Annotated in this window: 26 protein-coding genes and 1 riboswitch; of the genes, 22 read left to right on the top strand and 4 right to left on the bottom strand. The window is 47.2% G+C overall.

Features of this window, described 5'->3' with window-relative positions; genetic code table 11:
- The first annotated feature begins 114 nt into the window (after positions 1 to 114).
- The 7 genes from MAMMFC1_RS13770 to MAMMFC1_RS13800 all read left to right on the top strand — a co-directional run bounded on the left by MAMMFC1_RS13770 (position 115) and on the right by MAMMFC1_RS13800 (position 5,463).
- The gene (locus MAMMFC1_RS13770) at positions 115 to 726 is read left to right on the top strand and encodes an acetate uptake transporter (protein ID WP_158618778.1); all 612 of its coding nucleotides are present in this window, start codon (positions 115 to 117) and stop codon (positions 724 to 726) included.
- Positions 727 to 984: 258 nt separating this feature from the next.
- Positions 985 to 1,046: riboswitch (Fluoride riboswitch) on the top strand.
- 106 nt (positions 1,047 to 1,152) lie between these two features.
- Positions 1,153 to 1,593 (top strand): fluoride efflux transporter CrcB, encoded by a 441-nt coding sequence (gene crcB, locus MAMMFC1_RS13775; RefSeq protein WP_158618779.1) that lies wholly within the window; start codon positions 1,153 to 1,155, stop codon positions 1,591 to 1,593.
- 2 nt (positions 1,594 to 1,595) lie between these two features.
- Positions 1,596 to 1,967 (top strand): fluoride efflux transporter CrcB, encoded by a 372-nt coding sequence (crcB, locus tag MAMMFC1_RS13780; RefSeq protein WP_232035460.1) that lies wholly within the window; start codon positions 1,596 to 1,598, stop codon positions 1,965 to 1,967.
- Between the two features lie 20 nt (positions 1,968 to 1,987).
- Entirely contained in the window at positions 1,988 to 2,317 is a 330-nt protein-coding gene (locus MAMMFC1_RS13785) for a DUF190 domain-containing protein (protein WP_126309055.1), read from the top strand.
- A 130-nt stretch (positions 2,318 to 2,447) separates the two neighbouring features.
- Positions 2,448 to 3,839 carry an FMN-binding glutamate synthase family protein gene (locus MAMMFC1_RS13790; protein ID WP_126309056.1) on the top strand — a complete coding sequence of 464 codons (1,392 nt, stop codon included), beginning with the start codon at positions 2,448 to 2,450 and terminating at the stop codon, positions 3,837 to 3,839.
- 74 nt (positions 3,840 to 3,913) lie between these two features.
- Positions 3,914 to 4,957 (top strand): type III polyketide synthase, encoded by a 1,044-nt coding sequence (locus MAMMFC1_RS13795; protein WP_126309057.1) that lies wholly within the window; start codon positions 3,914 to 3,916, stop codon positions 4,955 to 4,957.
- Positions 4,951 to 5,463, top strand: coding sequence for an isoprenylcysteine carboxyl methyltransferase family protein (locus MAMMFC1_RS13800; protein ID WP_126309058.1), 513 nt, complete (start codon positions 4,951 to 4,953; stop codon positions 5,461 to 5,463). Before MAMMFC1_RS13795 ends, MAMMFC1_RS13800 begins: the two co-directional genes overlap by 7 nt.
- A 416-nt stretch (positions 5,464 to 5,879) precedes the next feature.
- On the opposite strand, the gene trhA is transcribed toward MAMMFC1_RS13800, so the two are convergent.
- Both trhA and tyrS read right to left on the bottom strand, forming a co-directional pair.
- Positions 5,880 to 6,506 (bottom strand): PAQR family membrane homeostasis protein TrhA, encoded by a 627-nt coding sequence (gene trhA, locus MAMMFC1_RS13805; RefSeq protein ID WP_126309059.1) that lies wholly within the window; start codon positions 6,504 to 6,506, stop codon positions 5,880 to 5,882.
- Positions 6,507 to 6,806: 300 nt separating this feature from the next.
- The gene (gene tyrS, locus MAMMFC1_RS13810; protein WP_126309060.1) at positions 6,807 to 8,027 is read right to left on the bottom strand and encodes a tyrosine--tRNA ligase; all 1,221 of its coding nucleotides are present in this window, start codon (positions 8,025 to 8,027) and stop codon (positions 6,807 to 6,809) included.
- A 298-nt stretch (positions 8,028 to 8,325) separates the two neighbouring features.
- Here tyrS and MAMMFC1_RS13815 point away from each other — a divergent pair, with 298 nt between their 5' ends.
- From MAMMFC1_RS13815 to MAMMFC1_RS13825, 3 genes are all read left to right on the top strand, one after another.
- A complete protein-coding gene (locus tag MAMMFC1_RS13815; RefSeq protein ID WP_126309061.1) occupies positions 8,326 to 9,402 on the top strand; it encodes a glycosyltransferase family 9 protein in 1,077 nt (358 codons plus the stop codon).
- 102 nt (positions 9,403 to 9,504) lie between these two features.
- Complete coding sequence (locus MAMMFC1_RS13820) at positions 9,505 to 10,971, top strand: glycosyl hydrolase family 18 protein (protein WP_126309062.1); 1,467 nt, start codon at positions 9,505 to 9,507, stop codon at positions 10,969 to 10,971.
- Positions 10,972 to 11,162: 191 nt separating this feature from the next.
- On the top strand, positions 11,163 to 11,759 hold the full coding sequence (locus MAMMFC1_RS13825) for an ECF transporter S component (protein WP_126309063.1): 597 nt from the start codon (positions 11,163 to 11,165) through the stop codon (positions 11,757 to 11,759).
- Between the two features lie 108 nt (positions 11,760 to 11,867).
- Here MAMMFC1_RS13825 and MAMMFC1_RS13830 read toward each other — a convergent pair whose 3' ends face one another.
- Both MAMMFC1_RS13830 and MAMMFC1_RS13835 read right to left on the bottom strand, forming a co-directional pair.
- Complete coding sequence (locus MAMMFC1_RS13830) at positions 11,868 to 12,800, bottom strand: hemolysin family protein (protein WP_126309064.1); 933 nt, start codon at positions 12,798 to 12,800, stop codon at positions 11,868 to 11,870.
- A gap of 209 nt (positions 12,801 to 13,009) precedes the next feature.
- Complete coding sequence (locus tag MAMMFC1_RS13835) at positions 13,010 to 13,570, bottom strand: superoxide dismutase family protein (protein ID WP_126309065.1); 561 nt, start codon at positions 13,568 to 13,570, stop codon at positions 13,010 to 13,012.
- A 199-nt stretch (positions 13,571 to 13,769) separates the two neighbouring features.
- On the opposite strand from MAMMFC1_RS13835, the gene MAMMFC1_RS13840 reads away from it, so the two are divergent.
- From MAMMFC1_RS13840 to MAMMFC1_RS13895, 12 genes are all read left to right on the top strand, one after another.
- Complete coding sequence (locus tag MAMMFC1_RS13840; protein WP_126309066.1) at positions 13,770 to 14,132, top strand: ArsR/SmtB family transcription factor; 363 nt, start codon at positions 13,770 to 13,772, stop codon at positions 14,130 to 14,132.
- Positions 14,133 to 14,266: 134 nt separating this feature from the next.
- Positions 14,267 to 16,465 carry a heavy metal translocating P-type ATPase gene (locus MAMMFC1_RS13845; protein ID WP_324332202.1) on the top strand — a complete coding sequence of 733 codons (2,199 nt, stop codon included), beginning with the start codon at positions 14,267 to 14,269 and terminating at the stop codon, positions 16,463 to 16,465.
- A gap of 202 nt (positions 16,466 to 16,667) precedes the next feature.
- Positions 16,668 to 17,315, top strand: a complete 648-nt coding sequence (locus MAMMFC1_RS13850) for a MotA/TolQ/ExbB proton channel family protein (protein ID WP_126309068.1) — start codon at positions 16,668 to 16,670, stop codon at positions 17,313 to 17,315.
- Positions 17,302 to 17,712, top strand: a complete 411-nt coding sequence (locus MAMMFC1_RS13855) for an ExbD/TolR family protein (RefSeq protein WP_126309069.1) — start codon at positions 17,302 to 17,304, stop codon at positions 17,710 to 17,712. The genes MAMMFC1_RS13850 and MAMMFC1_RS13855 overlap by 14 nt, the downstream gene beginning before the upstream one ends.
- 4 nt (positions 17,713 to 17,716) lie before the next feature.
- The gene (locus MAMMFC1_RS13860; protein ID WP_126309070.1) at positions 17,717 to 18,418 is read left to right on the top strand and encodes an energy transducer TonB; all 702 of its coding nucleotides are present in this window, start codon (positions 17,717 to 17,719) and stop codon (positions 18,416 to 18,418) included.
- Between the two features lie 79 nt (positions 18,419 to 18,497).
- The gene (gene hutX, locus MAMMFC1_RS13865; protein WP_126309071.1) at positions 18,498 to 19,022 is read left to right on the top strand and encodes a heme utilization cystosolic carrier protein HutX; all 525 of its coding nucleotides are present in this window, start codon (positions 18,498 to 18,500) and stop codon (positions 19,020 to 19,022) included.
- A 181-nt stretch (positions 19,023 to 19,203) separates the two neighbouring features.
- On the top strand, positions 19,204 to 20,187 hold the full coding sequence (locus tag MAMMFC1_RS13870) for an AraC family transcriptional regulator (RefSeq protein ID WP_126309072.1): 984 nt from the start codon (positions 19,204 to 19,206) through the stop codon (positions 20,185 to 20,187).
- A gap of 209 nt (positions 20,188 to 20,396) precedes the next feature.
- Positions 20,397 to 21,137: an energy-coupling factor transporter transmembrane component T gene (locus tag MAMMFC1_RS13875; RefSeq protein WP_126309073.1), complete on the top strand. Its 741-nt coding sequence runs from the start codon at positions 20,397 to 20,399 to the stop codon at positions 21,135 to 21,137.
- Between the two features lie 81 nt (positions 21,138 to 21,218).
- On the top strand, positions 21,219 to 22,661 hold the full coding sequence (locus tag MAMMFC1_RS13880; RefSeq protein ID WP_232035461.1) for an ABC transporter ATP-binding protein: 1,443 nt from the start codon (positions 21,219 to 21,221) through the stop codon (positions 22,659 to 22,661).
- A 15-nt stretch (positions 22,662 to 22,676) separates the two neighbouring features.
- Positions 22,677 to 23,282, top strand: a complete 606-nt coding sequence (locus MAMMFC1_RS13885; protein WP_126309075.1) for an MptD family putative ECF transporter S component — start codon at positions 22,677 to 22,679, stop codon at positions 23,280 to 23,282.
- A gap of 72 nt (positions 23,283 to 23,354) precedes the next feature.
- Positions 23,355 to 25,295, top strand: a complete 1,941-nt coding sequence (locus MAMMFC1_RS13890) for a TonB-dependent receptor plug domain-containing protein (RefSeq protein WP_126309076.1) — start codon at positions 23,355 to 23,357, stop codon at positions 25,293 to 25,295.
- A 109-nt stretch (positions 25,296 to 25,404) separates the two neighbouring features.
- The gene (locus MAMMFC1_RS13895; RefSeq protein WP_174234378.1) at positions 25,405 to 26,172 is read left to right on the top strand and encodes a thioesterase II family protein; all 768 of its coding nucleotides are present in this window, start codon (positions 25,405 to 25,407) and stop codon (positions 26,170 to 26,172) included.
- Positions 26,173 to 26,296 lie beyond the last annotated feature (124 nt).

The following is a 26,296-nucleotide window of genomic DNA, read 5'->3' on the forward strand; positions in this document are numbered from 1 at the left end:
ATAGCAAAAAAGGTATATTGTGGAAATTAGAGTATGAGGTAATTGGAGAAAGGAGTAGCCGACCGACTCAAATGAACTGAATGTTAATAGTTCAATTTTAGGAGGTGCTTAATTTTGTCCGAAGATATCTCTAAAATCGCTGATCCCTCAACTATAGGCCTGGCATCATTTGGAATAGGATTATTTGTTTTGGCATTCGTAGTTGCAGGCATTGGAGGAACAGTCCCCCTGGGAGTTATTGTTCCTCTGACCTTAGCCGTGGCGCTTGTCCACTTCTCTGCCGGTACGTTTGGCTACATCAAAGGGGAATTGTTTTCTGCCTTGGCCTTCAATCTTTACGGATTGTTTTGGTTTTCTTTCGGAATTTTGCAATTGGGCGTGGCATTGAAGTGGTGGGCGCCTGACCCGATTATTCTCCAGTGGTTCTATCTGGCCTGGACGATTTTTACCGCTTATGTTTTTATAGCCACTCTCGTCACCAACACAGCTTTAATACTGGCAATTGGTACATTGTTGATTGTCTTTGCCCTTTTATTCTTGTCTGCACTTTTGTCTTCCCAGTCGCTGGCGGTATACGCCGGCTATCTCGGAATTTACACCGCACTTAATGCTTTATATATCTCTGCAGCTGGACTGCTAAATACAATGTACGGGCGCACAGTGCTACCGGTGGGAACTCCCTGGAAAAGTCCCACACTCCCCACGGCCCAGACACGGTCGTTATAATACCGGTAATCCCGGATTGCCCAGTATTTAATTAGTCAATAGTTTTGCCTTTTTACCTCTTTATTGTGACCCTGGCTACATTTCTCCTTACCTCATACTTCTTTTTTTTTACCCATTTTCGTTTTTACCTGTATAGATCGCAGCAAAGAATTAACAGCGAATTGACAGCCGTTATTAAGAACTATCTATTCCAGATAGCACATATTCCAGATAGCGCTTGACGCTCGGTTTATTTACCTATATAATAATAAAGTAAATAAAAAGTAGGGCGATGGAGTTCGCCATAACCCCGCTTTGGCGGTGATGACTCCTACCATTTGTATGGTAGGAGTCCATTTTTTAGGTTTATTGTTTAATCCCATATTTGTGTGGGCGGACATAAAACACTGGGCGAATTCGCCTTGGAGCAGGAAGGGTGAAAGTGGAATGAGATTTTTAGCGGTTGCCACTGGCGGTTGTTTGGGAGCTTTAAGCCGCTACGGTATGGGACAGTGGTTTGCTCCCTTTGTCCGCGACACAGGCTTTCCCTGGGGAACGCTGGTAATAAATTTACTTGGGTGTTTTGTATTGGCGCTGTTTTTGACGGTGACAGTTGAACTGCTTGTTGTCAATCCGTATCTGCGGTTAGGTTTCTCCACCGGTTTTCTGGGTGCGTTTACTACCTTTTCTACTTTTACCATGGAAAGCATTCTTTTATGGCAAAACGGTCATATCTGGTATACAGCGATGTATATTTTTGCTAGCGTATTTTTGGGGATAGCAATGTCCTCCCTCGGGTTTATCGTTACCCGGGGCTTTGCAAAAATCAGGGCTAAGCAGGAATTAAGTGAGGCGGATGAGCTGGTTCTAGAAAAGCGGAGGGGATAATGATGGAGTTGTTGTTAATCGGAATAGGCGGTGTTTGCGGGGCAATAGCAAGATACACCATTGGCTTGGTTGTTGCCAAGCACTCCTCGCTGTCATTTCCGATAGGAACTTATATGATAAACCTAACGGGAGCCTTTCTGCTGGGAATGTCCACAGCCCATACCGCAGCGTTGCCTTTAGCGCAGACTGTTTTGGAACGCTATGGGTTACAAATCGGCTTCATAGGCGCTTATACAACTTTTTCCACATTTGGCTACGAAGCTATCCGTTTACTTGAAGACGGTGAATGGCGTTACTTTTTTAGCTACGTTGCCGGCAGTACCATATTAGGGTTGCTGGCCTGCGGTGCAGGCTACTCTATATTTGGCGGTTAGCATAAAGGAGGGGGCAGGGTATGATTTTACAGCCTGGTAAATACAAATTGTTAAAAATTTATGTCGGCGAAATGCAAAGTTTTGCCGGCAAGAGTCTGTATCATGCGTTGGTTTTAAAATTAAGGGAAGCAGGTATTGCCGGAGCAACTGTCAGTAGGGGCGTCGAGGCGTATGGCGCTGCCAGTATAATCAAAAAGGTGGGTATTCTGGACTTATCCGCCGATTTGCCGATGATTATTGAAGCAGTGGATACGGAAGAGAAGATCCAGGCAGTGCTGCCGGCTATCTCCGCTATGGTCAAGCAGGGTTTAATTTTTCTGGCTGACGCTGAGGTAATTAAACACGGGTAGAAATTCTATAAAATACGAACACTGCTGTTTACATACGATGGTAAATGGATAAACAGCAGTGTTTTTTATTGTACTCATAATATTCGCAAAAGGTAGCAGAATAAAGAATAAATAGCGGAGGTGCTTTAAGATGCTGCTGAATTGGATGATGATGAAGTTAATGGACCCGGCGATGGATGAAACAACAGTGAAACTACTGACGGAAGACTACCCCGACAATCCTTTTCTCATGGCGACAGTTGTGGAAAAGTTATCCCCACGGGCTTTGATAGAAGCTGCCATGCGGGCGGAGGCGGGTAAAGAACTTTCGCGGCCACTGGGAAGCCCTATCGTATTATCACCCTGGGATAAAATATTATTGAACCCCAGGCAATTGTTTAAGCTGCCTTCCCTGGATTATACGAAAGTAAATACTGAGACTATTATCGGGCCAAAGGCTAAAAGACCGTTAAAGCTGGAGATGCCGATAATGATTACAGGCATGTCGTATGGAGGATCACTAAGCTTGCCGATGAAGATGGCCTTGGCCAAAGGGGCGTCAACAGCCGGTACTGCAACCAATACCGGCGAATCGGCAGTTACCGACGAGGAGCGTGATTCAGCCAACTTGCTTATCGGCCAGTATCACCGTGGTGGGCAACTGAGTGGTCAAGAGCAATTAAGCCGCCTTGACGCTATTGAAATTCAACTGGGCCAGGGAGCCTGGGGCGGCGCCGTAGATGAACCGATACGGGGGGAACACATCGGGGACCATTTGCGAAAAGCTTGGCATCTCGATAAGGGACAGGATGCCACTGTTTATGCCCGCATGCCAGGAAAGAGCAGTACTCAGGATTATATCAAAATGGTCAATAATATGAAATCCCAGTATGATGTTCCGGTTGGTGTTAAAATCGCCGGCAGCGATTATATCGAATACGAATTGGCTGTGATTGCTCAGACTCAGGCCGATTATATTGTTGTTGACGGCTCGGAGGGCGGTACTGCAGCCGCCAATCCTACACTTCAGGACAATGTGGGTCTGCCCACTTTCCACACTTTGGTCAGAACAGTTGACTGGCTAACCAATAACAATCTAAGAGATCATTTCAATGTAATAGTGGCCGGAGGGATGACTACGCCGGGGCATTTCCTGAAAGCGTTAGCCCTCGGTGCGGATGCCGTCTATATTGGTTCAATCGCTTTGATGGCTGCCATGCATACCCAAGTGGTCAAAGTTCTGCCTCAGGCGCCGCCGTCGCAGCTGGCTCTCTACACCGGTAGAATGACAGACAAACTGGATATTAATAAAGCGGCCGGTCATTTGGCTAAATTCCTGACTTCCTGCATTGTCGAAATGCAGCTTGCCGTCCAAGCTGTCGGCAAAAACGCCCTTAAAGAATTGAACCGAGAGGACCTGGTTACAGTAGACAGGGATTTGGCCCAGTTCGCCGGCCTTCGTTACGCCGCAAGTCACCGGGAAGCGCCAAATATGAATATTGCACGGCACCCTCAGCCAACCGTGCAAAATATGCTGCAATAATCGCTGTTACTTAAACCTTTTCTAACTTGGGCAGTTTTACAGCTATTGAATCCAGTGGATGGGTGGTGCTTATCATGAATCAACCGCAGGTGAGAGCAGTAGGAACGGCTGTACCGCCATACGCCCTTGGTCAGCAAGATATCAAAAAGGCAGTATCGTTATTATTCCGGTCCATTGAGCACCTTGAACGGTTATTGCCTGTGTTTGAGAATGCCGCAATCAAAAGCCGGCATTTGGTTCAGCCGATTGAGTGGTACGCCGAGCAGCATTCTTTCGCCGAATCTAATAAAATATTCGAAAATACCGCCCTTGATTTGACGGAGAAGGCTTCAAGGCAGGCGATGGACAAAGCCGGTGTGAGTCCGGAAGACATTGGCATGGTTATTTTTGTATCATCGACAGGTATTACTACCCCAACGTTAGATTCCAAATTGGTTCAGAAATTAGGGCTTGCCCCTCACACCCACAGGTTGCCGATTTGGGGACTAGGCTGTGCCGGCGGAGTAGCGGGCTTGGCCCGTGCGGCTCAGCTTGCCGGCAGTTTGCAAGGCAAATTGGTCTTACTGGTAACTGTAGAACTTTGCAGTCTGACCTTCCAGCGTCATGACTATTCGAAGGCAAATCTCATCGGCACCAGCATTTTTGCTGACGGCGCGGCGGCAGCAATCGTTGGCCCTGATGGAAATGGTCCGGTACTTTACAATAGCTATAGTACATTATTTCCGGATACCGAAGATGTTATGGGCTGGGATTTGGTCGAATCGGGGCTGAAAGTGCGTTTTTCCCGTGATATTCCCAATATTGTGCGCAAGAAATTACCGGAATTGTTGGCCAAAGCTAAAAAAGAGTGGGGGATTGATCCCGGCTCTATCGGTCATTATGTGGTGCACCCGGGAGGCGCCAAGGTTCTGCAGGCATACAGTGAGAGTCTGGATATTCCGGACGATAAGTTAAAACATGCTTATGACATATTAGCCAATTACGGCAACATGTCCAGTTCATCGGTGCTGTTTGTACTGGATAAATTTATGACAGAGACCAAGCCCACAGGCGAATATGGAGTTATGTTAACTTTAGGCCCAGGATTCAGCGCCGAGCAGGTGTTATTTAAATGGTAAGCGAGGGTATATGGATACTGGCTGTTTTCATCATGCTTGAGCGCCTGATCGAACTTGTTATAGCCAGACGAAACCAGATGTTGGCTTTGGCAGCGGGAGCAAAGGAATATGGCGCTAAACATTACCCTCTTTTTTTTTTATTACATAGCGGCTGGCTATTGGGCTGGATCGTAGAAGGCCATATACGGGGAAGATTATCCGAACTCTGGTACCTCTGGTTCGGGGCCTATCTGTTAGCCCAAGGTCTACGATACTGGTGTATAACAAGCTTGGGAACACATTGGAACACCCGCATTCTCGTCATTCCCAACGGTAAAAATATCCGGCATGGCCCGTACCGATACCTTAAACACCCCAATTATCTGGCTGTGGCCATCGAACTTATCAGTGTGCCAATGATATTCGAAGCAGTCATAACCGCCCTGTTCGCCACCCTCGCCAACGCATTTCTATTGCTACGTATTAGGATACCCACAGAAGAAAAAGCACTAAAACTATTGAAGTAAATCACAGCAACATTTAGGGCTGTCTCGCTCCATACCGAGACAGCCCTAAAAAAACGCTTCTTGTATTTACTCAGTTTATCAAAAGCCACGAACTGCTTAGAAATCGTCAGATACCGTTGCATATGAAAAATACTTATTGCAATGAAATTTGCTAATTACAGATCGACTATCATAGTCAGACCGACTAGGCGCGACGACGATTCTGATTTCGTTAGCTATGCATAATAGTTTGTGCGAGGACCGGAACGGAAGCGTACTGGTTGTACGCTGGAGTGAGGACCGCAGAAGCACGATTCTGATTTCGTTAGTGTTATCAACGCGGGTTAATTTGTCGCAGATAACAGCAACGCAGATGGTGCGGCGCCGCAGATGGCGGTTTATAAGCAGTTCCCCACTTAATGCTGATATCTACGCTTTTAAATGACTCGGATAGGTAGAACATAACACAACACAGTTATAAAGAAGGAAGCGCTACCGGCAAGAACAAACAGATGCCATATTGCATGACTGTAGGGAATTCGGCGGGCAAGGTAAAATATAGTTCCTACCGTGTATAAAATTCCGCCGGCAATTACCCATACCAGGCCGGCTGTAGGTAAGGCGGCTACGAGCGGTTTTATGGCGATAACCATAAACCATCCCAAAATAAGGTAACAAATGGTGGAAAGAAGCTTAAACCGTCTGGCGAAAAAGAGCTGAAAAACTATGCCGATGCAAGCCAACGCCCAAACAGCGCCGAAGATAGTCCACCCTAAATTTCCATGAAGGACTATAAGGGTAAAGGGAGTGTACGTACCTGCAATCAATAAGTAAATTGCCGCATGATCAAACACTTTGAAGATATACTTTAATTTTTCGTTTACAGCACTATGATAAAGTGTCGAAGCGAGAAATAACAGAACCAAGGAGGCACCATATACACTAAAACTTAGCAGATGCCAAATGCTGCCACTCTGATAAGCCTTTACAGTAAGCGCAATAAGCCCGGCTATAGCTAAAATGGTTCCTGTCCCATGGGTAACTGCATTAAGTCTTTCTTCCATGTGAATTCCTCCTTACTTAGGATATTTTGCCGCTTAGATAAAGTTCCATGAAATACGATACTAGCTTAACCAATATTAGTTTTGCTATGTAATCATCCCTGCTATCCAGCCATTACGATTTTAAGCAATAGTTGCATAATTAAGTTTCGGTCAAATAATTCAAAGAATTAAAGAACTCGAAATTGACAAAGTAAGTATAACAAAATTTGCCAATCTATACAATTAAGGAATTCTAAAATTTTCATTTTGTGGGGTTTGTTGAAAAAATAACACCCGCTTCAGAGGAGGCGGGTATTTGTTTTAGGATTGAATAACGATACGGTGGTAATTCTTTTTACCTTTTCTCACCAAGAGGCCATTATCTTCAAACATATCTGGACTTAGAAGGGTTTCGGTGTCGGTAATTTTATTGTTGCCGATATAAAGACCGCCCTGAATAATCAGGCGGCGTCCTTCACTTTTTGAAGTGACGATACCGGTAAAGGCAAGAACGTCAAGAAGCTTGGTGCTAATTAAAGCCGGCTCAATTGTGACGGTAGGCGCGTTATCCAGGGCGCCGGCGCCGCCAAATAAGGCCTCGGCGGCCTGTTGAGACTTAAAGGCTGCCTCTTCGCCGTGAATGAGCTTGGTGACTTCAAAAGCCAGAATTTTTTTAGCGATATTGACCTCTTTGTCGGTAAGCGATCCCAAACGTCTTACCTCATCCATGGGCAGGAAGGTTAACAGGGCGAGGCATTTTTCCACATCGGCGTCATCAATGTTGCGCCAATATTGATAAAAATCGTAGGGCGAGGTTTTTTCCGCATCAAGCCATACGGCGCCTTTTTCCGTTTTGCCCATTTTCCTGCCGTCACTGGTAGTTAAAAGAGTAAAGGTCAGGCCGTAAGCCGGGTTGCTTTCCTTACGGCGGATAAGGTCTACGCCTTGCAGAATGTTGGACCATTGGTCATCGCCGCCTAGTTGCATTGCGCAATTGTAGCGACGGTGGAGTTCTAAAAAGTCGTAAGCTTGCATCAGCATATAGTTAAATTCGAGGAAAGACAGGCCCCTTTCCAAACGCTGCTTGAAGCATTCGGCAGTAAGCATCCGGTTAACGGAAAAGTGGACCCCAATTTCCCTTAGAAATTGCACATAGTTAAGTTCCATTAGCCACTCAGCATTGTTAGCCATTATGGCTTTACCATCGGAGAAATCAATAAAGCGCTGCAACTGTTTTTTGAAGCGTTCGCCGTTATGACGGATATCGTCCTCTGTCAGCATTTTGCGCATATCGCTCTTGCCGCTGGGATCACCGACCATGGCGGTGCCGCCGCCGATGAGACAGATAGGGCGATGCCCCGCGCGCTGCATGTGAGCCATGGACATCATGGCCAAAAAGTGTCCGACATGCAAACTGTCAGCGGTTGGGTCAAAACCGACGTAAAATGTAATTTTCTCTTTTGCCAGAAGCTCCTTGATTTCTTCTTCATGGGTTAATTGCTGGATAAAACCCCGTTCTTGCAATGTGTCAACGACTGACATTTCCTTTAGCCTCCCGATATATTAATGTAAATATAGCAGTAGACGGGAGAGTTGTCAATATTGGGCATTCACGAGATTCGGGACTATTAACCGGCAGGGAAAGACCGTTAATGTACCGAATTACTAATTTCCACACAAAAATTATATTTGACGATATTTGGCGGGCCTGTTGACTTGGAAGACGAATGGTCAAACTGGCCAGGGGGAAAATAAATACAGTTTAAACAACTAACAACTAACAACTGACAACTGACAACTAAATTAACTAAATAATTATCAGATATGAGGCAAATTAATTATGGAAAAACATATGAGATTTCTAATTATTCGCTTAAGCTCAATCGGCGATGTATTGCATTCCACTCCCGTTGCCAGGGCGCTGAAAACAGCATTACCGGCATGCCATATTACCTGGCTGGTGGGAGAAGTGCCGGCGGAATTGCTGTTTTACAATCCTTTCATTGATGATGTATATGTCTGGCCCAGAGAACGATGGGAGAAGGCTCTGCGTTCCGGAGATTTTGGCGAAGCCTGGCGATTATGGCGACAACTTCAGGTTGATTTGCGGGGCAAGAATTTTGACGCGGTTCTTGATATTCATGGTTTGTTCCTGACAGGTATGATCGCAGCAGCCAGCGGTGTCCGGCGGCGTATCGGCATGAGCGGCGCCAGGGAAATGAATTACCTGTTTATGAGTGAAACAGCAACTGGTACGGCGGACTCCCGGCATTTCATACTTCGCTACTTAAGTGTTTTAAAACCTTTAGGTATTCATACAACTGACGCCCAAATGAATTTGTTTTTATCCGCTGAAGCGGTTAGTTTTGCTGAAGAATTTCTCCAATTTAACGGCGTAAAAAAGAACAAATGCCTAATAACTATTAATCCGTCAACTACCTGGCCGGCGAAAAACTGGCCTGCAGAACACTTTGTGTCTGTTATCAACAGGCTTGGTGAGCAGGCTCAGGTGCTATTATGCGGCGGACCAAGCGACCGGAAGCTGGCTGATGAAATTATACGCCAGGTAGAAGTACCTTTAATTGATGCTGTCGGCAGGACCAACTTGCTTCAGATGGCGGCCCTCCTGTCACGGTCAACCATACTGCTGACAGGCGATACCGGACCGTTACATATGGCAGTTGCGTTAAATGTGCCGACAGTCAGCATTTTCGGCGCTACCGACCCGGCGGTGTATGGTCCGTTTACAGGCCCTCACGTTGTTCTCCGGGCAAGCACGGAATGCTCTCCGTGCAATAAACGTAAATGTCCCCGGCAGGATGTGGCCTGCATGCGGTCTGTATCCCCCGACTCGGTGATTCGGGAGATCGGAATTATATTGAAAAATTTGGCGTATAATGGGGCAGGAAGAATGTAACGGATTTTATCCTAACTTTACAAGAAGTTGACAGGAATAATTTATATGGCCGCGAATCAATAGCGTGAAGAAGTCTTGAGGGAGAGGGGACATGTTTTGAGTATGCCTAAATATCTATTTCTTGCCATGGCTATTATCCTGCTTTTGGTTACAGTTAAAGCGGAGGCAGCGCTGCAGAAAAGTTCGTTAGCTATTTATGTAGACGGCCGGCAGATAGAGACAAATACAGTGGCCTACGTAGACAATCACAAGGTATGGGTCGCCGCCGAAGCAATCGGCAAATTTGGCCGGGATAAAGTAAACCTCGATACTGCAGCCGGCAGAATACTTATTGATTTTTCCCGGCCTGATTTTCGGCTGGAAAACGAAGAATTGACCAACTTAGTACGCTCGGGAATCCGGCTTAATTTTCCGGTAAGAACAATTGGCGGTAAACCCTATATTAATCTACATAGTCTGGAACCGTTATTTGACATCAGTTATCACTATTATTCGGTTAACAATTTACCCGCGTTGACGGTTGGCCTCCAAACAACTTCGCTGGATGTTCAGCTTAACAAACCAAGAGTATCTAAAGCCATTCCCGGTAAAATAAACTTAGTCTGGGATTATATTTCCGATAATTCCCGCAACCTTGCCGAGGAGAAACACATTGAAGGGCTGGATGTCCTGTCCCCTACCTGGTTTGCCATTGTGGATGAAGACGGATTGGTTGCCAACAAAGCTGATCTAAAGTACGTGGAGGAAGCTCATGCCAAGAATTATCAAGTTTGGGCGCTTATTACCAACAGCTTCGACAAGGAATTGACCAAGGAAATTCTGGCAAACGATAAGGCGAAAGAGAATATTATTAAGCAGATGATTTTCTACTCTAGTTTGTATAATTTGGACGGAATCAATATTGACTTTGAGAATATTTACGATGATGACAAAGATAGCTTATCGGCTTTTGTTCAGGATCTGACCAAGGCATTAAAGAAACAAAATGTAACCGTTTCTTTAGATGTAACTGTTCCTTCTAATACATCCGACTGGTCCCGCTGTTATGACCGGGAAAAACTGGGGAGTATTGTGGATTATGTTATGGTAATGACGTACGATGAGCACTGGCGGACAAGCCCGGTAAGCGGGCCGGTAGCTTCCTTGGACTGGGTGGAAAAAGGCGTCGCCGCCACATTAAACTATGTTCCCAAAGAAAAATTGCTGCTCGGCATCCCGTTTTACACCCGGGAGTGGGAAGAAACCACGGAATACAGCAGAATTAAGGTAAAAGCCAGGACTTTGTCAATGGAGCAGGCCGAAAAACGGGTGAAAGAGATGAACGCACCTATGACATGGCTGGATGATAAGGGCCTCTATTATACCGAGTACAGTAAAGACGACAAGTTGTACCGTATTTGGCTGGAAGAAGAAAGGTCCGTCAGTTTAAAAGCCGGTCTTGTAAGCAAGTACGGGCTTGCCGGGGCGGCTTCCTGGCGGAAAGACTTTGAAATGCCGCAAATATGGGAAATATTGAAAACAGAATTAAAGCCTCAGGAACCGCAAGTTGAAAAAAAATCAAAGTCTTAGTTGATTTTTTATTAATTTAAAGTTTTTCAACTCCATTTCTTTTTGGCAGAAAATGTGATACCATAGGAGCGGAGTAAACTGGACTGCTACTAAAGTCGGTATTCGGCAGAAACTGAACTGGCGGAATTTCCGGTCTTACTCTAAATAATCGGCTTATATCCCATGCGGGAATAAGAACGGAGGGGACGACCATGGAAAAAACGGCGGCATTAAGAACCGGCAGCAAGTTTGGCAGCAGGCAAATCGCTATCATCGGCATGCTGTCGGCAGTTTCTATCATTTTAGGGCTGTCCGGTTACGGATTCATTCCATTGCCCACTGCTAAGGCCACCATAATGCATATCCCGGTAATAATCGGCGCTATTCTGGAAGGTCCGGCTGTAGGGGTCATGATTGGCTTAATCTTTGGCCTGTTTAGCATTGTACAGAGCCTCACTGCCCCCAATATTTTATCTTTCGCCTTTATTAATCCGCTAGTGTCTGTACTGCCGCGCATGCTTATCGGTATCACTGCTTATTATACTTATAAGTATGCTTGGGGAAAGCATGAAGGTTTTCGCATCGGTCTGGGCGCAGCCATAGGATCATTAACCAACACATTTGGCGTTCTGACAATGATTTATCTTTTATATGCCGCTGAATTCGCCGCCGCCCGGGGGATTGGATTTGATGCAGCTGCCAAAGTAATCTACGGGATTGCATTAGTTAACGGTTTACCGGAGGCGATTATTGCGGTGCTGATAAGTGTTCCCGTTGTGCTGGCTATTAGGAAAAGGAAAAGGGTATAAGACTGTGCCATTGCCCCGCCTGCCGGATATAATTTCCGCAGGCGGGGTTTCTTGACTAGGAATGCAAAAGAGCACTCTCCTGCGTAAAGGATAGTGCTTTAAATTTTTTTATTGTTCAGTGTTTAATTCATTTGCCGGCAAGGGTGTAATCAGTACTTTATCCACCCGAATATGGTCCATATCAACAATTTCGAATTTATAACCGTTCCATTCGAAGTATTCTCCCGTGGCGGGAATTTGCCCCAAATAGCAGGTAATAAAACCGCCTAATGTATTATATTCTTCTTCATCAGGCAACTCATCCAGACAGAAGATGCTCTTCAATTCATCAATGGCGATAAGTCCGTCCAACAGCCAGGAGCCATCTTCCCGCTTTACCATCTGCGGATTGGCTTGCTCGTCTTTAAAGGGTAGATCGCCGATAATTTCTGTAACGATATCATATATTGTGATGAATCCCAGTACCCCGCCATACTCGTCCAGGACGATGCCGTCGTGAGCGCCGGCGCTTTTAAACATCTCCAATATTTTTAAGGCGCCGGCGTATTTGGGTATGAAAAGCGGCGTCTGCACGCATTTTTCCAGATCAATGGTTCTGTGTTCCAGACTCTGAGCAAAAAGATCCTTTGTGTATACAACGCCAACAAAGTTATCAAGACTGCCCTTGGCTACAGGGAAGCGGGAATGTTTGCTTTCGGTAATGATTTTAAGATTCTCTGCCGCTGTGTCCTCCAAATCAAGCCAAACCATTTTGGTGCGGGGTGTCATCAGCGCATTGGCTTTGATCTCGCTGAGGCGAAATACCCGCTGCAGCATATCCTGTTCGGCCTTTTCAAACGTACCGGCTTCCGTACCCTGGTGAATTAAACTTTTAATTTCTTTTTCCGTTACCGGGGTTTCATCAAAAGGACGTGACCGTATGATTCGTGTGGCTGCACCTAGTGAGCCACTAAAAAAATGAATAACCGGGGTAGCCAGCCAGGAAAAAAAGCGTCTACCTATGTCACTCGTGTCCAATGTGTGAATATGCGCTCCTCTCATAAACAGAAATCTGAATTCTCCAAAAAAAACAACTTATCAGTATCCATTATATAGTATATTTATCCAAATAAGCAAAACAAATCTGCGCCCATTGCCCCGGGTATTAGCCTGAGACAGGCTAATGTATAAACTTTTTACCGAGTTTGCCGCTCATTGCGTCATGGACCTCGCTGACGGTAATGAAAGCTGCCCCCATAAGATGGGTCTGTTTAAAACATGTGCCGAATTACACCGCAGGCCAGCCGTTTCCCTGCTCCGCCTGCCGGCTGGGTCTGATAGTCGTCGGGACCTTGATGAATAATCACAGATTTTCCGATTACGTCTTCCACCCTGAATTTGTTGGTAAAAAATGCCATGCAGGCATAGCCGTTGTTAGAAAAGAGAACCGGGAAGTCGCCGGCGTGGTTGCCGTGAGGCTGTTTAGTGGGATTCCAATGTTCTCCCGCTGCCAGGAACGGGTTGGCCGGATCACCCACTTGGCAGCAGCCTTTTTGGTGAATATGAAAACCATGGGGTCCGATTTGGGGCTGGTTGCATTGAGCCGGCTCAAAGGGAGGAAGTCCATTTACTTTTACAAAAACTTCCGTACCGCCGGCTATGGAGGTAAAGATGACGGTGCCATTGATATCCGGCGCCAACGGTCCCCCTTTTACACGGGCGATGGCCACTGCAGCTTCGTCGCATTCAAAATAGCCGCAGGTATGGACGAAATTGCAGCAGGGGCAATTATAGTCACAGTCCCAATAATTGCAATTGCATTGCTTTCCCATAGTTACCTCTAGTTGCCTCCTTTCTGTTTTTTTTCACATAATATTTCTTAATTTATATTATGACTGTTGGTACGGACAGGTGACAAAACAGGATTATAAAGAAATATCAAACCGTCCGTCAAAAAGTGATTGACTAAACTTATGAGACCAGCATATAATATAACATATGAACAATTGTTCATATGTTTGAGGTGATTATATGAGAGAAGAAGAATGCGATGTATGCGAACAGCTTTGTGAGCATCCACAGAACATTTGCCTGGCTAAGGCGGAGATGCTTTCAGACGAACAGGCTCAGCAACTGGCTGAAGTTTTCAGGATTCTGGGCGATCACACTAGGGTGAAAATTCTTCACGCCTTGTCGCGGCGGGAACTTTGCGTATGTGATATCGCTGCAGTGGTTCAAATGGGGCAGTCGGCGGTATCGCACCATCTCCGGCTGCTGCGCAGTTTGCGGCTGGTGAAATACCGCAGGGAGGGCAAGATGGTCTGGTACTCACTGGATGACGATCATGTCTCCCTGCTGCTTTCCCAGGGCATCGAACACATAGAGCATCGATAGAGGAGGAAAAGATGGACAAAGATGGAATACAAGCGGCTTGTCCGGATAGCTGTTGTTGCGCTGCGACGGCAGCGGTGGTTCAGCCGCCAAACGTGTCAAGCAATGGGTGCAGTTGCGGTTGTTCGGGGGAAGTTATGGCTGGAGCTGCGGAGACGGCAGTAGCCGCTGACAGGACGCAGCGTGTCAGCAGCACCTTTGACCTGGACGGATTGGATTGCGGCGACTGCGCTGCCAAGCTGGAAAAGGGCATCAGCGGCATCAAGGGCGTCATTGATGTCAAAGTGAATTTCACCGCCGCCAAAATGAAGGTAATTTATGACGGATCGTTAATACAGCCCGGAGAATTGGTGAAGGCGATTGGCGGCTTTGGCTATCAGGCGACACTTGTCAAGGCAACTCAGGCAGGTGAGCAAGCCGCTTATAAAGCTGAACCGGGCGATAAAGCGGCTTACACGCCACCGGCTAAGGCAACGTGGTGGAAAACTCCCCGAACCCTTGCGACTGCAGGGTCGGGCGTACTGATAGCAGTTGCCATGATTCTGCAATGGACCGGTATGCAGGAACAGGTACCGACGTCTTTGTTTGCCTTGGCAGCAATCACCGGCGGTTATAATGTGGCCAAAATCGGCCTTTACGGACTACGCTCGCGGACACTGGATATGAACTTTCTCATGACGGTAGCCATCGCCGGTGCGGCAGTCATCGGGGAATGGAGTGAAGCCGCTGTTGTTGCCTTCCTTTTCTCCTTCGGCAATATGCTTCAGGCCTATACTATGGATAAAACCCGTCAATCAATCCGGGCCTTGATGGAACTGGCTCCTCCCACAGCGCTGGTGCGGCGCGACGGTCAGGAGCAAACCCTGCCGGTAGAAAATATTGTCATAGGTGACACGATTATTGTTAAACCGGGTGAGCGCATCGCCATGGACGGTATTGTACGCCGCGGCGCCTCGGCAGTCAACCAGGCGACAATTACCGGTGAGTCCTTTCCCGTTGATAAACAGGCTGGCGATAGCGTCTACTCCGGTACGGTAAACGGGCACGGGGTGCTGGAAATCGAGGTAACTAAGATTGCCGCCGATTCGACACTTGCCAAAATCATGCACTTGGTGGAAGAAGCCCAGGCCCAAAAGGCCCCGTCCCAGCAGTTTGTTGATGTGTTTGCCAAATATTATACACCGGCCGTCTTGCTGGCTGCCGCCGGCATCATGGTCCTACCGTGGCTTGCCTTCGCTCAGCCCTTTGCGCCTTGGTTCTATAAGGGACTGGTGTTGCTTGTTATATCCTGCCCCTGTGCCCTGGTCATTTCCACGCCGGTTTCCATCGTTGCCGCCATCGGTAATGCGTCCAGGCGCGGGGTATTGATAAAAGGCGGGGCTTATCTTGAACAAATGGGCGGCACCCAGGCGATTGCCTTTGACAAGACCGGAACCTTAACCATAGGCCATCCCGCCGTTACTGATATTGTGACAGCTAACGGCATGAGCGAAACAGACTTATTAACGCTTGCGGCGGCTATCGAAAGATGGTCGGAGCATCCGCTGGCCCTGGCTATTGTGAACAAGGCAAAAAACCTTAACCTCAAGCAGGTGACAAACTTCAAGGCGCTGATAGGACGCGGCGTTCAGGCCGACATTGAAGAACAGACGGTATACATCGGCAATCGCCGGTTATTTGCCGAGCTGGGCCATAGTCTCACCCGGTTTGAGCCTAAACTGGCGGAACTTGAAAGCCAAGGCAAGACTGTTATGCTGCTGGGTACGAAAGATACGGTTTACGGCATGATCGCCATAGCCGACACATTGCGCGATACCAGTAAAGGCGCCGTTCAGTCGCTGCGGGAAGCAGGCATGCAACATATTGCCATGCTGACGGGAGATAACAAGCGTGTCGCCGGGGCTATCGCCGAGAAACTTGATCTTGACGCCTTTTATAGTGAGCTTTTGCCTGCAGATAAAGTTTCGACTGTGAAAAGCATCGCCCGTAAATATGGCAATGTCGTAATGGTCGGCGACGGCGTTAACGATGCGCCGGCTCTCGCGGCAGCCAATGTAGGCGTTGCCATGGGGGTAGCCGGCTCCGACACCGCGCTTGAGACGGCAGATATTGCGCTGATGGCCGACGATCTGGGCAAGTTATCCTATGTAATCAAGCTTAGCCGCAAGACGGTAGCAATCATCAAGCAAAATATCAGCTTTTCAATCCTTATCAAAGGGGTATTTGTAGCAGCCACATTCTTGGGGATGGTAAACCTTTGGCTGGCGGTCCTGGCCGATACGGGCGCCGCCATCCTGGTAACACTGAACGGCATGCGGCTGATGCGCCGGTTATAATAACTTGCTAAAACAGCAGCGAGAGGGTTTTCCCTCTCGCTATTTTATTATCATCTGGAGACGGAAGGCACTGTCTCTGCTGTAAGACAGGAAGATTAATAAATTAAAAAATGAATAAAATTAGTTGCTTGTTCCTCCGCGTGTAGTTATAATTGAAAATGATATTTATTATCAATTATTATAAAAGGAGGCCATAGCAATAATGGAGTTTTTGTCCCAAGGTTTAAGTTTATTTCATAAAGGCGGGCCGGTCATGTACCTCCTGGCGGTGTGCTCCCTGGCGGTAGTAGCCATTACGGTGGAGCGGTTTCTGTATTTCCGGAGTCAGTCTGCCGATACGCAGGATTTTCTTGCTAAACTGGAGCCATTGCTGGAACGGCAGCGTCTAAGCGAGGCGGCGCAATTGTGCGAGCAAACGCCAGGAATTGTCGGTCAGGTGGCGGCACAAGGAATACAAACCTATCAGCGGGGCGGTAATATGGAAAGTGCGTTGGAAGGTGCAGCCACGCTGGCGGCGGCCCGTTTGCGCGAATATTTGAATTATCTTAGTGCTGTCGTCACTTTGTCACCGTTGCTGGGATTGCTGGGGACGGTCATCGGTATGATCAGTTCCTTCAGCGTCCTTAATGTGAAGTCCGGTCAGCCCATGGCCATCACCGGCGGGGTCGGTGAAGCACTGGTGGCGACGGCTGCCGGTTTAAGCGTAGCCGTTCTGGCTTTTATGGCTCACACCTATTTTACCCACCGTCTAGACCAGTTGGTAACAGACGTGGAACAAACGGGCATGAAAATAATCAACTGTTTAACCGCAAAAAAGCCGCTGCGGAGGGAAACTCATGAAATTGCGTAGTCTGCGGATAGACGGCCAGCCGCAATTGATGATTATTCCCATGATTGATATTATATTTTTTCTGCTGGTTTTCTTCATGATGAGTACGTTATATATGGTGGAGCAACATACCATCCCCGTAAATTTGCCGCAGGCATCAGCCGTCCAGCAAGATAAGCCGCGCAGCATCAACGTCACCGTCCTGCATGATGGACGGGTTATGTTCGACCAGGAAGAAATTCCGCTGCCGTTGCTGCAAAAACGCATCACTGCGGAGTTGGTTAAACAAGCGGATAATGTGTTTGTATTGCGGGCCGATAAACAGGCTGAGTATGGCAAGGTTATTGCGGTACTGGATGAACTGAAGCTGGCAGGGGCGCGCCGGGTGGCAGTGGCTACCGAATTGAAGGCGAGGTAGGCATATGAAACATGGATTCCGCTGGCGCCGGGCCGTAATGATCTCGGTTATTTTTCATATTTTCCTTTTGGCGGGTTCCGGCTATATGGCTGCCCGGTTGGTTACCATACCGGCAGTTATAGAACAATATATTGAATTGGATATAGCAAATGAACCTCAGATTGAAGAGCCCAGGCAGAATACGGTGGCAGCTGATCCTCAAACGCTGCCGGCCAGTGTAGCGCAGCCTGTCCCGCCTGCGTCTGCAATCCGGCAGGCCCGACCTGCAACTCCTGCGCCCCAGGCAGCGTCGGTAGCTGATACGTCCCCAGCGGCAGCCGAAACTCCGGCAGTGACCGGCGATAATGAAATACATAACGCGCCGGCAGTACCTGCCGGCAGCGGTAGCAGTACTGCCGGCAATACGGGCGGTGGCGGCAACGGCGGCGGGGTGAGTCCGCCTAGTATTTTAGCCAAAGTAGAGCCGGTTTACCCAAAATCAGCCCGCCAGGCCGGTATCGAAGGGACGGTAGTGGTTAAGGTGCAAATTCTGGAAAACGGCCGGCCGGGCAGTGTCGCGGTAGCCCGTTCGTCAGGATATGAAATGCTGGATGACGCGGCTATAGCCGCCGTACGGGAGTGGCGGTTTGTCCCGGCCAAAGACCGTGACAGCGGTCAGGCTGTAGTATGCTATACCACCATGCCGGTTTCCTTTCATTTAAATTGATGCCGGTTACCTGTCTGTTAGATCCGGACATCAGGTCATTGTTGCACAAAGATGAGACAATAGGAAGGAGTTTAGGGAAATGCGCATTAAAATCGCTGAGGTTTTGAGGAAATATCCTGGTAAAGTGCCGAGTAGTATTGCGGCTGAATTGGGGGTGTCAGAGATGGATGTAATCAGAGCTATGTCCTTCGAAGATGCCCAAGAAGTGTCGGCTGCCTGTTTTGACGAAATAATGACGGCCGTAGCAGACTGGGGAGTTGTCACCCTGCTTGTTGCCAACGAGGCGGCGATTCTTGAAGTGAAGGGACATATACCGCCTGGCAGTCATGGCTTTGGGTACTATAATTTTAAACATGGTCAATCGCCCATCGGGGGACATATCAAGGCGAGCGCCATCAAAAGCATTTTTTTTGTTAATCGGCCTTATCGGGGCCTTGAGTCCATGTCGATCCAGTTTTTCAACAGTGAAGGACAAGGGATATTCAAAATTTTTCTATCGCGGGATCAGAAACGCCGGATTATTCCGGAACAGCGGCAAAAATATGCTGAGTTAAGGGAAGTATTATTGGAACAAATGGATGAGACGATGCCGATTTCTGTGTAGTCAATGCATGATACGCCGTAATTGCGTCTCAATAAGATATATTTTCGTCCGATAGCGATATTGGTTTGATAACTTGTCTTGCCATACGTATTCACTTTCTTGACTCAAGGCAGGATTAGGTCTGTCTCATGGTTTTGCTCAGAGGTTAATTTCGCACAATTCACAATTAAGGAAGAGTGCTATGCATGGATGGAAGACGGAGAGACAAGGTAACAAAGAAATAGAAGAACACTGGTTGTTTTATAACAACAGGCCGTATTTGATGTATTCGCCCCCGCATAATATTAACTGTTCTCCCCTACCCCAACAATTTGGCAGCGGGCATGTGAAGCAACTGTTGGCCTGCCCTTTTGCCCAAATCAAAGACTCGGAACTTACGTTTTGCGATACTGTGTGCGGCGGCGCCAATTTTAGCATACCGCGTATCGTGCTATATTTTTGCCTGGCAGGGGAATTTGTTCTGGAGGAAAAAGAACTTGTTGTAGATACCTCTAATTTTGCCGCATTCAGTGCAACCAATCTAAGGCGTGTAATGTTCCCGCCCAATCTTCGGCATAGGATTGTCACTGTGGAAATCTATCCTGATAAGCTCAGGGATTTCAGCGGTGATTGTTTATCAGATGCAATGCGTAGTTTTCAAGCACCAAACACAGCTTTTTCCACACATAAACTGTCACCGGCTATGAAAACCGTTCTGCATCAACTGATCCATTGTCCATATCATGACTCGGTAGGAAAGATTTATATGGAAGGGAAGCTGCTTGAATTTATGGCAGTTTATCTAAATGAGATCATCTATCAAAAAGAAAGGATGCCAAGCCGTTGTCCAAACCTTTCCCGGCAGGATGTAAAAAGTATTTATGAAGCCAAGCAAATTTTAGATCAAAACGTTGTCTCGCCGCCAACCCTTGCCGGTTTGTCAAAACTGATTTGCCTGAATGAATTTAAATTGAAAAATGGTTTTAAGCAGTTATTCGGTCAAACCGTGCATGCTTATGTTGTAAACAAAAAGTTGGAACTGGCAAAGCAACTGTTTGAGGAAAAGAATATAAATGTGGGGGAAGCAGCTTCTTATATCGGCTATTCGAATGCCAGTTACTTCGCACTGGCATTTCGCAAAAAATTTGGCATTAGTCCGAGTGAATATCTATTGCAAAAGGAATAAATAAGAGTGTAATTTCGCGATTGTATCATTTTTGGATACAGTCGTTTTTTTATTAAGAAGATAAATACAAGCTAAATGGATAAAAAATCCGGTTACTGTTTATTAAATCCGTTTAGAGGTAGAGACGGCCTGGATATTTTAGTATGATTTTAAGTGAGAGAGATAATCATTATCAATATATGCAGATTTGTCAATGGGAGGTGAAATCAGTGGATGGTGCTATTGACTTTAAGGCATCCAAGCCTGATCCCAGAGTGTGGATGCTGCTGGTTGTTGTCGTATCCTTATTGACCTTCCTGGGCGGGAGCCGCGTTGAACTTTTTATTTTATTTGCCATACTAGCCGTGATCATGGCTTTTCAAAGGATGACAGTAACGACTATTTACTTTTTGGCATTGTATACGGCATTACTGGCCGTCAATGAATTTCTTTGGTTTATCCCAATCCAACCGGTCAGCATGCTGGTGGCGATGATTATTTTACTGCTGTGCAGGCTCATTCCTATTTATATGGCCTACATAATTCTGTTGGAAAAGACGCCTATGAATGAATTGATTATAGCATTGGAGCAGATGCGTGTTCCTAAGACGCTGATTATTCCGTTAGCTGTGGTCTACCGTTATATCCCCACAGTGAGGTGCGAAATAATGTATGTCAAAGACAGCTTGAAAATGAGAGGACTGAATCCATCCTTTGCCGGGATGCTTTTACACCCGGTAACGACGGTCGAAAAATTTATGATTCCTTTGCTTATTCGCAGCGGCAAACTGGCGGATGAGCTGGCGGCAGCGGCTCTGTGCAAAGGGCTGGACGCAGAACGCCGAAGGACATCCTGCACCGGGGTCCGGTTTGATAAGCAGGACGCCGTCTGCTGTGTTGCAGGCCTGGCAGTTGCCGCGGCATTCATTTTTTTACACTATCATAAATTCTTTGACCGTTTGGTTAGGTAGAAAGGAGAAGGCGACTTTGAAAAATAAAAGGCGGCTACCGGTGCGGGGAATGGGCTGGATAACACCGGGTCGAAAAAAACGGTGATTCAGTTCCGTAATGTGCATGTGACTTACCGGAACAGTAACCAGGAAAGTCTTACCGGTTTCAGCCTGAATGTACAGCAAGGCGAATTTGTGGTCTTAACCGGAAAAAGCGGCTGCGGCAAAACAACGGTTACCCGCTTAGTCAACAGTCTAATACCGAATTTCTTTGACGTTGAGTTAAAGGGGGAAGTATCCGTTGGCGGTCTGGACATAAAAACGGCTTCAATTCGCGAAATATCACGCAAGGTAGGTTCGGTTTTTCAGGACCCGCGATCCCAGTTTTTTACCTTGCATGTTAGGAGCGAACTTGCATTTCCCAGCGAAAACTATGGGGTTGAAAGGCATGCGATGCAGACGCAAATAAAGAAAACCGTTCAAGATTTAAGCCTTAATGGACTGCTGGCGAGATCCATCTTGGCGCTTTCCAGCGGCGAAAAACAAAAAGTAGCCGTGGCATCTGCCTATACATTGGAACCGGAAATTTATGTTTTAGATGAACCATCCGCCAATTTAGACGAAATAGGAACGGATCAACTTTGCGATATACTGAAAACACTCAAAGCCAAAGGGCGTACCGTCATTGTTTCTGAACATAAGCTTTCCTATTTAAAAGATTTGGCCGACCGTGTGGTTTTCATGGAAGACGGGAAGTGGAAGGAGGAATTTAGCGGCCGGGATTTTTTTGCAAAATCTAGCGGGTGGTTCCGGGACAGGGGACTGCGTTATTCTGATAAGACAGCCCTGCAACCGGCAGCCAATGCGTTCTGCCGTCAGGAAAACCCGACCCCTTTTCTGCAAGCAGTGAATTTATCCTTTGGCTATAAAAGAGGAAAACCCATTCTGGATAACATTTCGTTAAGCGCTTATCGGGGTGAAATTACCGGTATCATGGGAAAAAACGGCATTGGGAAGAGCACTCTGCTGCGAGTGCTGATGGGGCTGGAAAAACCAAAGGGGGGAGAGATACTTATTGAGGGAAAAAAGGCCGGGAGGGAGACGCGAATCCAAAATTCATTCTATGTTATGCAGGATGTGGATTACCAGCTTTTTGCCCCCAGCGTATGGGAGGAGATGTTGCTGGGATGTAAAGCGTTTCCCGATATAGCGGCGCAAGCAGAGAAATATCTTCGTTTTTTCCAGCTTGAAAACTATAAAGACACCCATCCCGCGTCTCTTTCCGGCGGGCAAAAACAGCGTCTCGCGATTGCGCTGGCCTGCATGCGAAACACGAAACTTTTGTTTCTGGATGAACCTACCAGCGGGCTGGATGGAGAAAATATGGCAAAAGTTAGCCGGATTATCAGAAAACTGGCGCAAGAAGGGCGGTGTATTTTTGTTATTTCACATGATTATGAATTTGCCGCGAATACCTTTGACAAAATTTTATATTTGGCGGCAGACGGCAGACTGACCAGAATGACCTGCAATAACCAAGAATAAAGGGGGAGTGCAATCATGGCGGCAACAAGGAATAACAACCAGACTGTCCGGCATTTGATCACCATTGGCATTTTTAATGCCTTGATCGTTGGCATCTTTATGCTGATGGGATTTACCATCGGACTAATTCCTTTGATTTTAATCTTTATGCCGGTTATTTTAGCCATTCCGGGAGGAATTATTTTTATGCTGATGATCGCAAAAGCGCCGATGCGCGGGGTTTTTGTCATCAGCGGCGCCCTAATGGGTTTGGTCTTTTTAAACATGGCGCCGGCCGGTGTGTTTGGAATGAGCATTTTTTTGGGGGGAGTTCTGGGAGAGATTGTATTTGGTTATATAGGCAGGGGGAAGTTTGTCGCGGCGGCAACCGGTTTTGCCTGCTACATGCTGGGATTTGCTGTGGGGGAAGGTTTTCCCCTTACCTTTATGAAGAACGCCTATGCAGCGCAACAGGCGGCAAATGGAACAGAGCAACTGGCTGTACTTCAAAAATGCCTGGATTTAATGAATCCGGCAATGCTTGCCGTGATCTGCCTGCTTACGGTGATTACGGCCTATTTGGGCAGCTTATGGGGAAAGCGGCTGCTGCTCTCGAATTTTGAAAAAGCCGGTATTGTATAACCGGTTAACCGGTGAAAGCTGCCGAAAGCAAAAGACTATTTGGCGGTTTTATCATAATGATGAGGTGATATTGTGAAGAAAAAGCAAAAACAACGTTTGGTCAGCGCACTGGTGAGCGGGGCTTTGTTACTGGCCGGATCAACGGTGTTTGCCGACGAACAGGAATTCAGCCTGGATGAGTACGTGGTGACTGCCAACCGGATGCCGGTAAAAAAGACGGAAACAGCAGCCAGCGTGACTGTCATTACCCGCGAAGAAATTGCCAGAAGCGGGGCGGCCAATGTACCGGATATTTTTAAAAAGACCAATGTAATGATGTCGGAAGACGCTACCGCCAGTATTCCCTCCATCAATGGCGACGACCGTGTGCTTATTTTGATCGACGGCCGCAAGCTCAACCAGGAAGGCGGTCAGCGTATGGGCCGATTCGGCGCGGATCTTTATTATTTACCCAGTGTGGATAGTATTGAACGGATCGAGATTGTCAAAGGGCCTGCTTCCGCACTATATGGCAGCGACGCAGTCGGTGGCGTGATTAATATTATCACCCGTAAAGGTTCCAAGCCGGATACTCATTACACCCTGGAAACCGGCAGCTGGGGCTTGCGCCGGTACAACCTGAATACGGAAAATAAAGTCGGTGATTTCAGCTACCGCATCAATTTCGAGCGAAAACACCAAGACGACTATCGCTATAAAAATTCCCGCAGCGGGGAAGTTGAGCGGGCTGTGAATACTGCCGTTGACCAGGATTCATTGAATATACGCCTGGATAAAGATCTGGGCAATAATCGTTCCGTTACCTTGACCGTCGATCATATCGACGGCCGGAAAGGATTTAATGTCATACCGGATCAGACGGTGCAGCCTTATTATTATTTCCCCAATGGGGTGAAAGCCTATGTGGAGAACGACGTTTCCCTGACTTACCGCTGGGAGCAAGGGGAAAAAACCGATAATTTTATCAAATTGTACCGCAACTATCTTACTTATAATTATGAAAATATGACCAATTTATATGGCATCGATGTAAACTGGGGCCGGTTTACCAATCAGACCGACGGAGCGGAATGGCAGCAAACCTGGAAGTTCAGTGACAATTATACATTGCTGGGCGGGGCTTCCTGGCGCCAGACCACGTACGATAATTCCGAACAGGGGATCAGCGACAAAAAAATAACCAACCGGGCCGGTTTTCTGGAAAATCACTGGCGGCTGCCCCAAAACTGGTCTGTGACGGCAGGGGTGCGGTATGACAGTTACAGCCTGTTCGGCAATAAATCCACTACCCGCATCACGGTAAACCGGGAAATCAACAATACCACTAATGTTTTTGCATCCTGGGGACAGGTTTTCAAAGTGCCGTTTATTGATGAAGTATATGGGAACGGCATCGTTGTTCCCAATCTGAATCTCCGGCCGGAAACCGGCGATGTGATCACGCTGGGGATGAACGCCAGACTGGCGAAAGAAACGGAACTTCAGGCCAGCGTGTTTACCAGCCGTGTTGAAGATGCGATAACCTATCAGAATCTGGGTACAACCGCTTTTCCTGTTTATCAGTATGCAAACGTGGCTGAGCAGAAAAGAAGCGGGCTGGACCTCAGTCTGAAGCGGCAATTATCCCCCCAGTGGCAAATAGCGGCCGGTTATTCTTATGTTAAAGTGGAAGAAAAAGAACATGGCGCCGGCAGTTATCAGGATGATATTAACAACAGTCAGCCGAATGGTTACCGGTTAAGCCTCCAATACGGGCAGGACAAATGGAATGCCGATCTTAGTCTCAGAGGGGCAACCGGGCGCAATCTGAAGGCGTTTTCCTCAGAAGATTACTGGGTGGTTGATCTGGGCGTAAACTATAAGATAAATCCGGATACCCGCGCTTATCTCAAAGTATATAACCTGGCGAACGAAGCTTATGAATTGCGTGGTTCCTACAAAACTTCCGATATTACGGGAGCCTATCCCATGCCGGCAAGGCAGTTCGTTTTTGGCATAGACCAGCGTATTTAGCCTATAACGCCGCTGTTGCCGCCCCCAGCAGCGGTGGTGAGGGACAATAAAAGATAATGAAAGAAATGAAAGATATAAAAAAAGACATGTTTGAACTGAGGAGTCGATAATGGAACCGCAAAAAATAGCCACTCCGTGGCTGCTTACTTCTCCTATGGTCAATGAGAAGCTTCGCCTTTTCTGTTTGCCTTATGCAGGCGGAGGCGCCTTGATTTACAAGGAATGGGCCAAGGCTTTTCCCGCTGATGTGGGAGTATATCCAATACAGCTTCCCGGCAGGGAAAACCGGCTGGCGGAACCGCCGTTCTATAAAATGAGCCAACTGGTGGAGGCAATTTCCGCCGCGATTGTTCCGTATTTGCAACGCCCGTTTATCTTTTTCGGTCACAGTTTAGGAGCGAGAATTGCTTTTGAACTGGCGCGGAATCTGCGGAAAAAATGGAATATTCGGCCCTGCCGCCTGCTGGTTTCAGGAAGCCGTGCGCCGCAAATAGCGGAACCCAAGCCCATTCATCATCTGCCGGATGATGAGTTTGTAAAGGAACTGCGCCGATTGTCGGGCACACCCGAGGCAATTTTGCAAAACAGAGAGCTTATGGAATTATTCATCCCGATTTTACGGGCGGACTTTACTGTTGACGAAACATATGTCTATTCGGAGGATGTGCCGCTTGCCTGTCCGATTTCGGCATTCGGCGGGAAAGAGGATATGGAGGCGAACCAAAAAGAGATTGAGGCCTGGGCGGGCCATACCTGCGGTGAGTTTACTCTTGAAATGATTGAAGGGAATCACTTTTTTCTGCAGACGCGAAAGGATATTCTTTTGCGGTCTGTCTCGCAAATTCTATTTCAACACTTAAATTTGACAGGCGCGTAACCAACTAATTCGAAAACGGGACGATAACAGACATTTTTATCGCCTATGCCGGACTGTAAAAGCCTCCAAAAGAAATTCAAGGAAAATTGGAAAATCGGAAAAACACCTATGATTATCGGGGGAG

This window comes from Methylomusa anaerophila (genome assembly GCF_003966895.1).
In the GTDB taxonomy this organism is placed as follows: domain Bacteria; phylum Bacillota; class Negativicutes; order Sporomusales; family Sporomusaceae; genus Methylomusa; species Methylomusa anaerophila.

Excerpts from the sequence above, each read along its gene's own strand:
- MAMMFC1_RS13835 (WP_126309065.1), bottom strand. The coding sequence starts at position 13,570 with ATGGGAAAGCAATGCAATTGCAATTATTGGGACTGTGACTATAATTGC.
- tyrS (WP_126309060.1), bottom strand. The coding sequence starts at position 8,027 with ATGTCAGTCGTTGACACATTGCAAGAACGGGGTTTTATCCAGCAATTA.
- MAMMFC1_RS13785 (WP_126309055.1), top strand. The coding sequence starts at position 1,988 with ATGATTTTACAGCCTGGTAAATACAAATTGTTAAAAATTTATGTCGGC.
- MAMMFC1_RS13800 (WP_126309058.1), top strand. The coding sequence starts at position 4,951 with ATGGTAAGCGAGGGTATATGGATACTGGCTGTTTTCATCATGCTTGAG.
- MAMMFC1_RS13855 (WP_126309069.1), top strand. The coding sequence starts at position 17,302 with ATGAAATTGCGTAGTCTGCGGATAGACGGCCAGCCGCAATTGATGATT.
- MAMMFC1_RS13840 (WP_126309066.1), top strand. The coding sequence starts at position 13,770 with ATGAGAGAAGAAGAATGCGATGTATGCGAACAGCTTTGTGAGCATCCA.
- hutX (WP_126309071.1), top strand. The coding sequence starts at position 18,498 with ATGCGCATTAAAATCGCTGAGGTTTTGAGGAAATATCCTGGTAAAGTG.
- MAMMFC1_RS13870 (WP_126309072.1), top strand. The coding sequence starts at position 19,204 with ATGCATGGATGGAAGACGGAGAGACAAGGTAACAAAGAAATAGAAGAA.
- MAMMFC1_RS13830 (WP_126309064.1), bottom strand. The coding sequence starts at position 12,800 with ATGAGAGGAGCGCATATTCACACATTGGACACGAGTGACATAGGTAGA.
- MAMMFC1_RS13845 (WP_324332202.1), top strand. The coding sequence starts at position 14,267 with ATGGCTGGAGCTGCGGAGACGGCAGTAGCCGCTGACAGGACGCAGCGT.
- crcB (WP_158618779.1), top strand. The coding sequence starts at position 1,153 with ATGAGATTTTTAGCGGTTGCCACTGGCGGTTGTTTGGGAGCTTTAAGC.
- MAMMFC1_RS13860 (WP_126309070.1), top strand. The coding sequence starts at position 17,717 with ATGAAACATGGATTCCGCTGGCGCCGGGCCGTAATGATCTCGGTTATT.
- MAMMFC1_RS13885 (WP_126309075.1), top strand. The coding sequence starts at position 22,677 with ATGGCGGCAACAAGGAATAACAACCAGACTGTCCGGCATTTGATCACC.
- MAMMFC1_RS13895 (WP_174234378.1), top strand. The coding sequence starts at position 25,405 with ATGGAACCGCAAAAAATAGCCACTCCGTGGCTGCTTACTTCTCCTATG.
- MAMMFC1_RS13850 (WP_126309068.1), top strand. The coding sequence starts at position 16,668 with ATGGAGTTTTTGTCCCAAGGTTTAAGTTTATTTCATAAAGGCGGGCCG.
- MAMMFC1_RS13795 (WP_126309057.1), top strand. The coding sequence starts at position 3,914 with ATGAATCAACCGCAGGTGAGAGCAGTAGGAACGGCTGTACCGCCATAC.
- MAMMFC1_RS13825 (WP_126309063.1), top strand. The coding sequence starts at position 11,163 with ATGGAAAAAACGGCGGCATTAAGAACCGGCAGCAAGTTTGGCAGCAGG.
- MAMMFC1_RS13820 (WP_126309062.1), top strand. The coding sequence starts at position 9,505 with ATGCCTAAATATCTATTTCTTGCCATGGCTATTATCCTGCTTTTGGTT.
- trhA (WP_126309059.1), bottom strand. The coding sequence starts at position 6,506 with ATGGAAGAAAGACTTAATGCAGTTACCCATGGGACAGGAACCATTTTA.
- crcB (WP_232035460.1), top strand. The coding sequence starts at position 1,596 with ATGGAGTTGTTGTTAATCGGAATAGGCGGTGTTTGCGGGGCAATAGCA.
- MAMMFC1_RS13790 (WP_126309056.1), top strand. The coding sequence starts at position 2,448 with ATGCTGCTGAATTGGATGATGATGAAGTTAATGGACCCGGCGATGGAT.
- MAMMFC1_RS13815 (WP_126309061.1), top strand. The coding sequence starts at position 8,326 with ATGGAAAAACATATGAGATTTCTAATTATTCGCTTAAGCTCAATCGGC.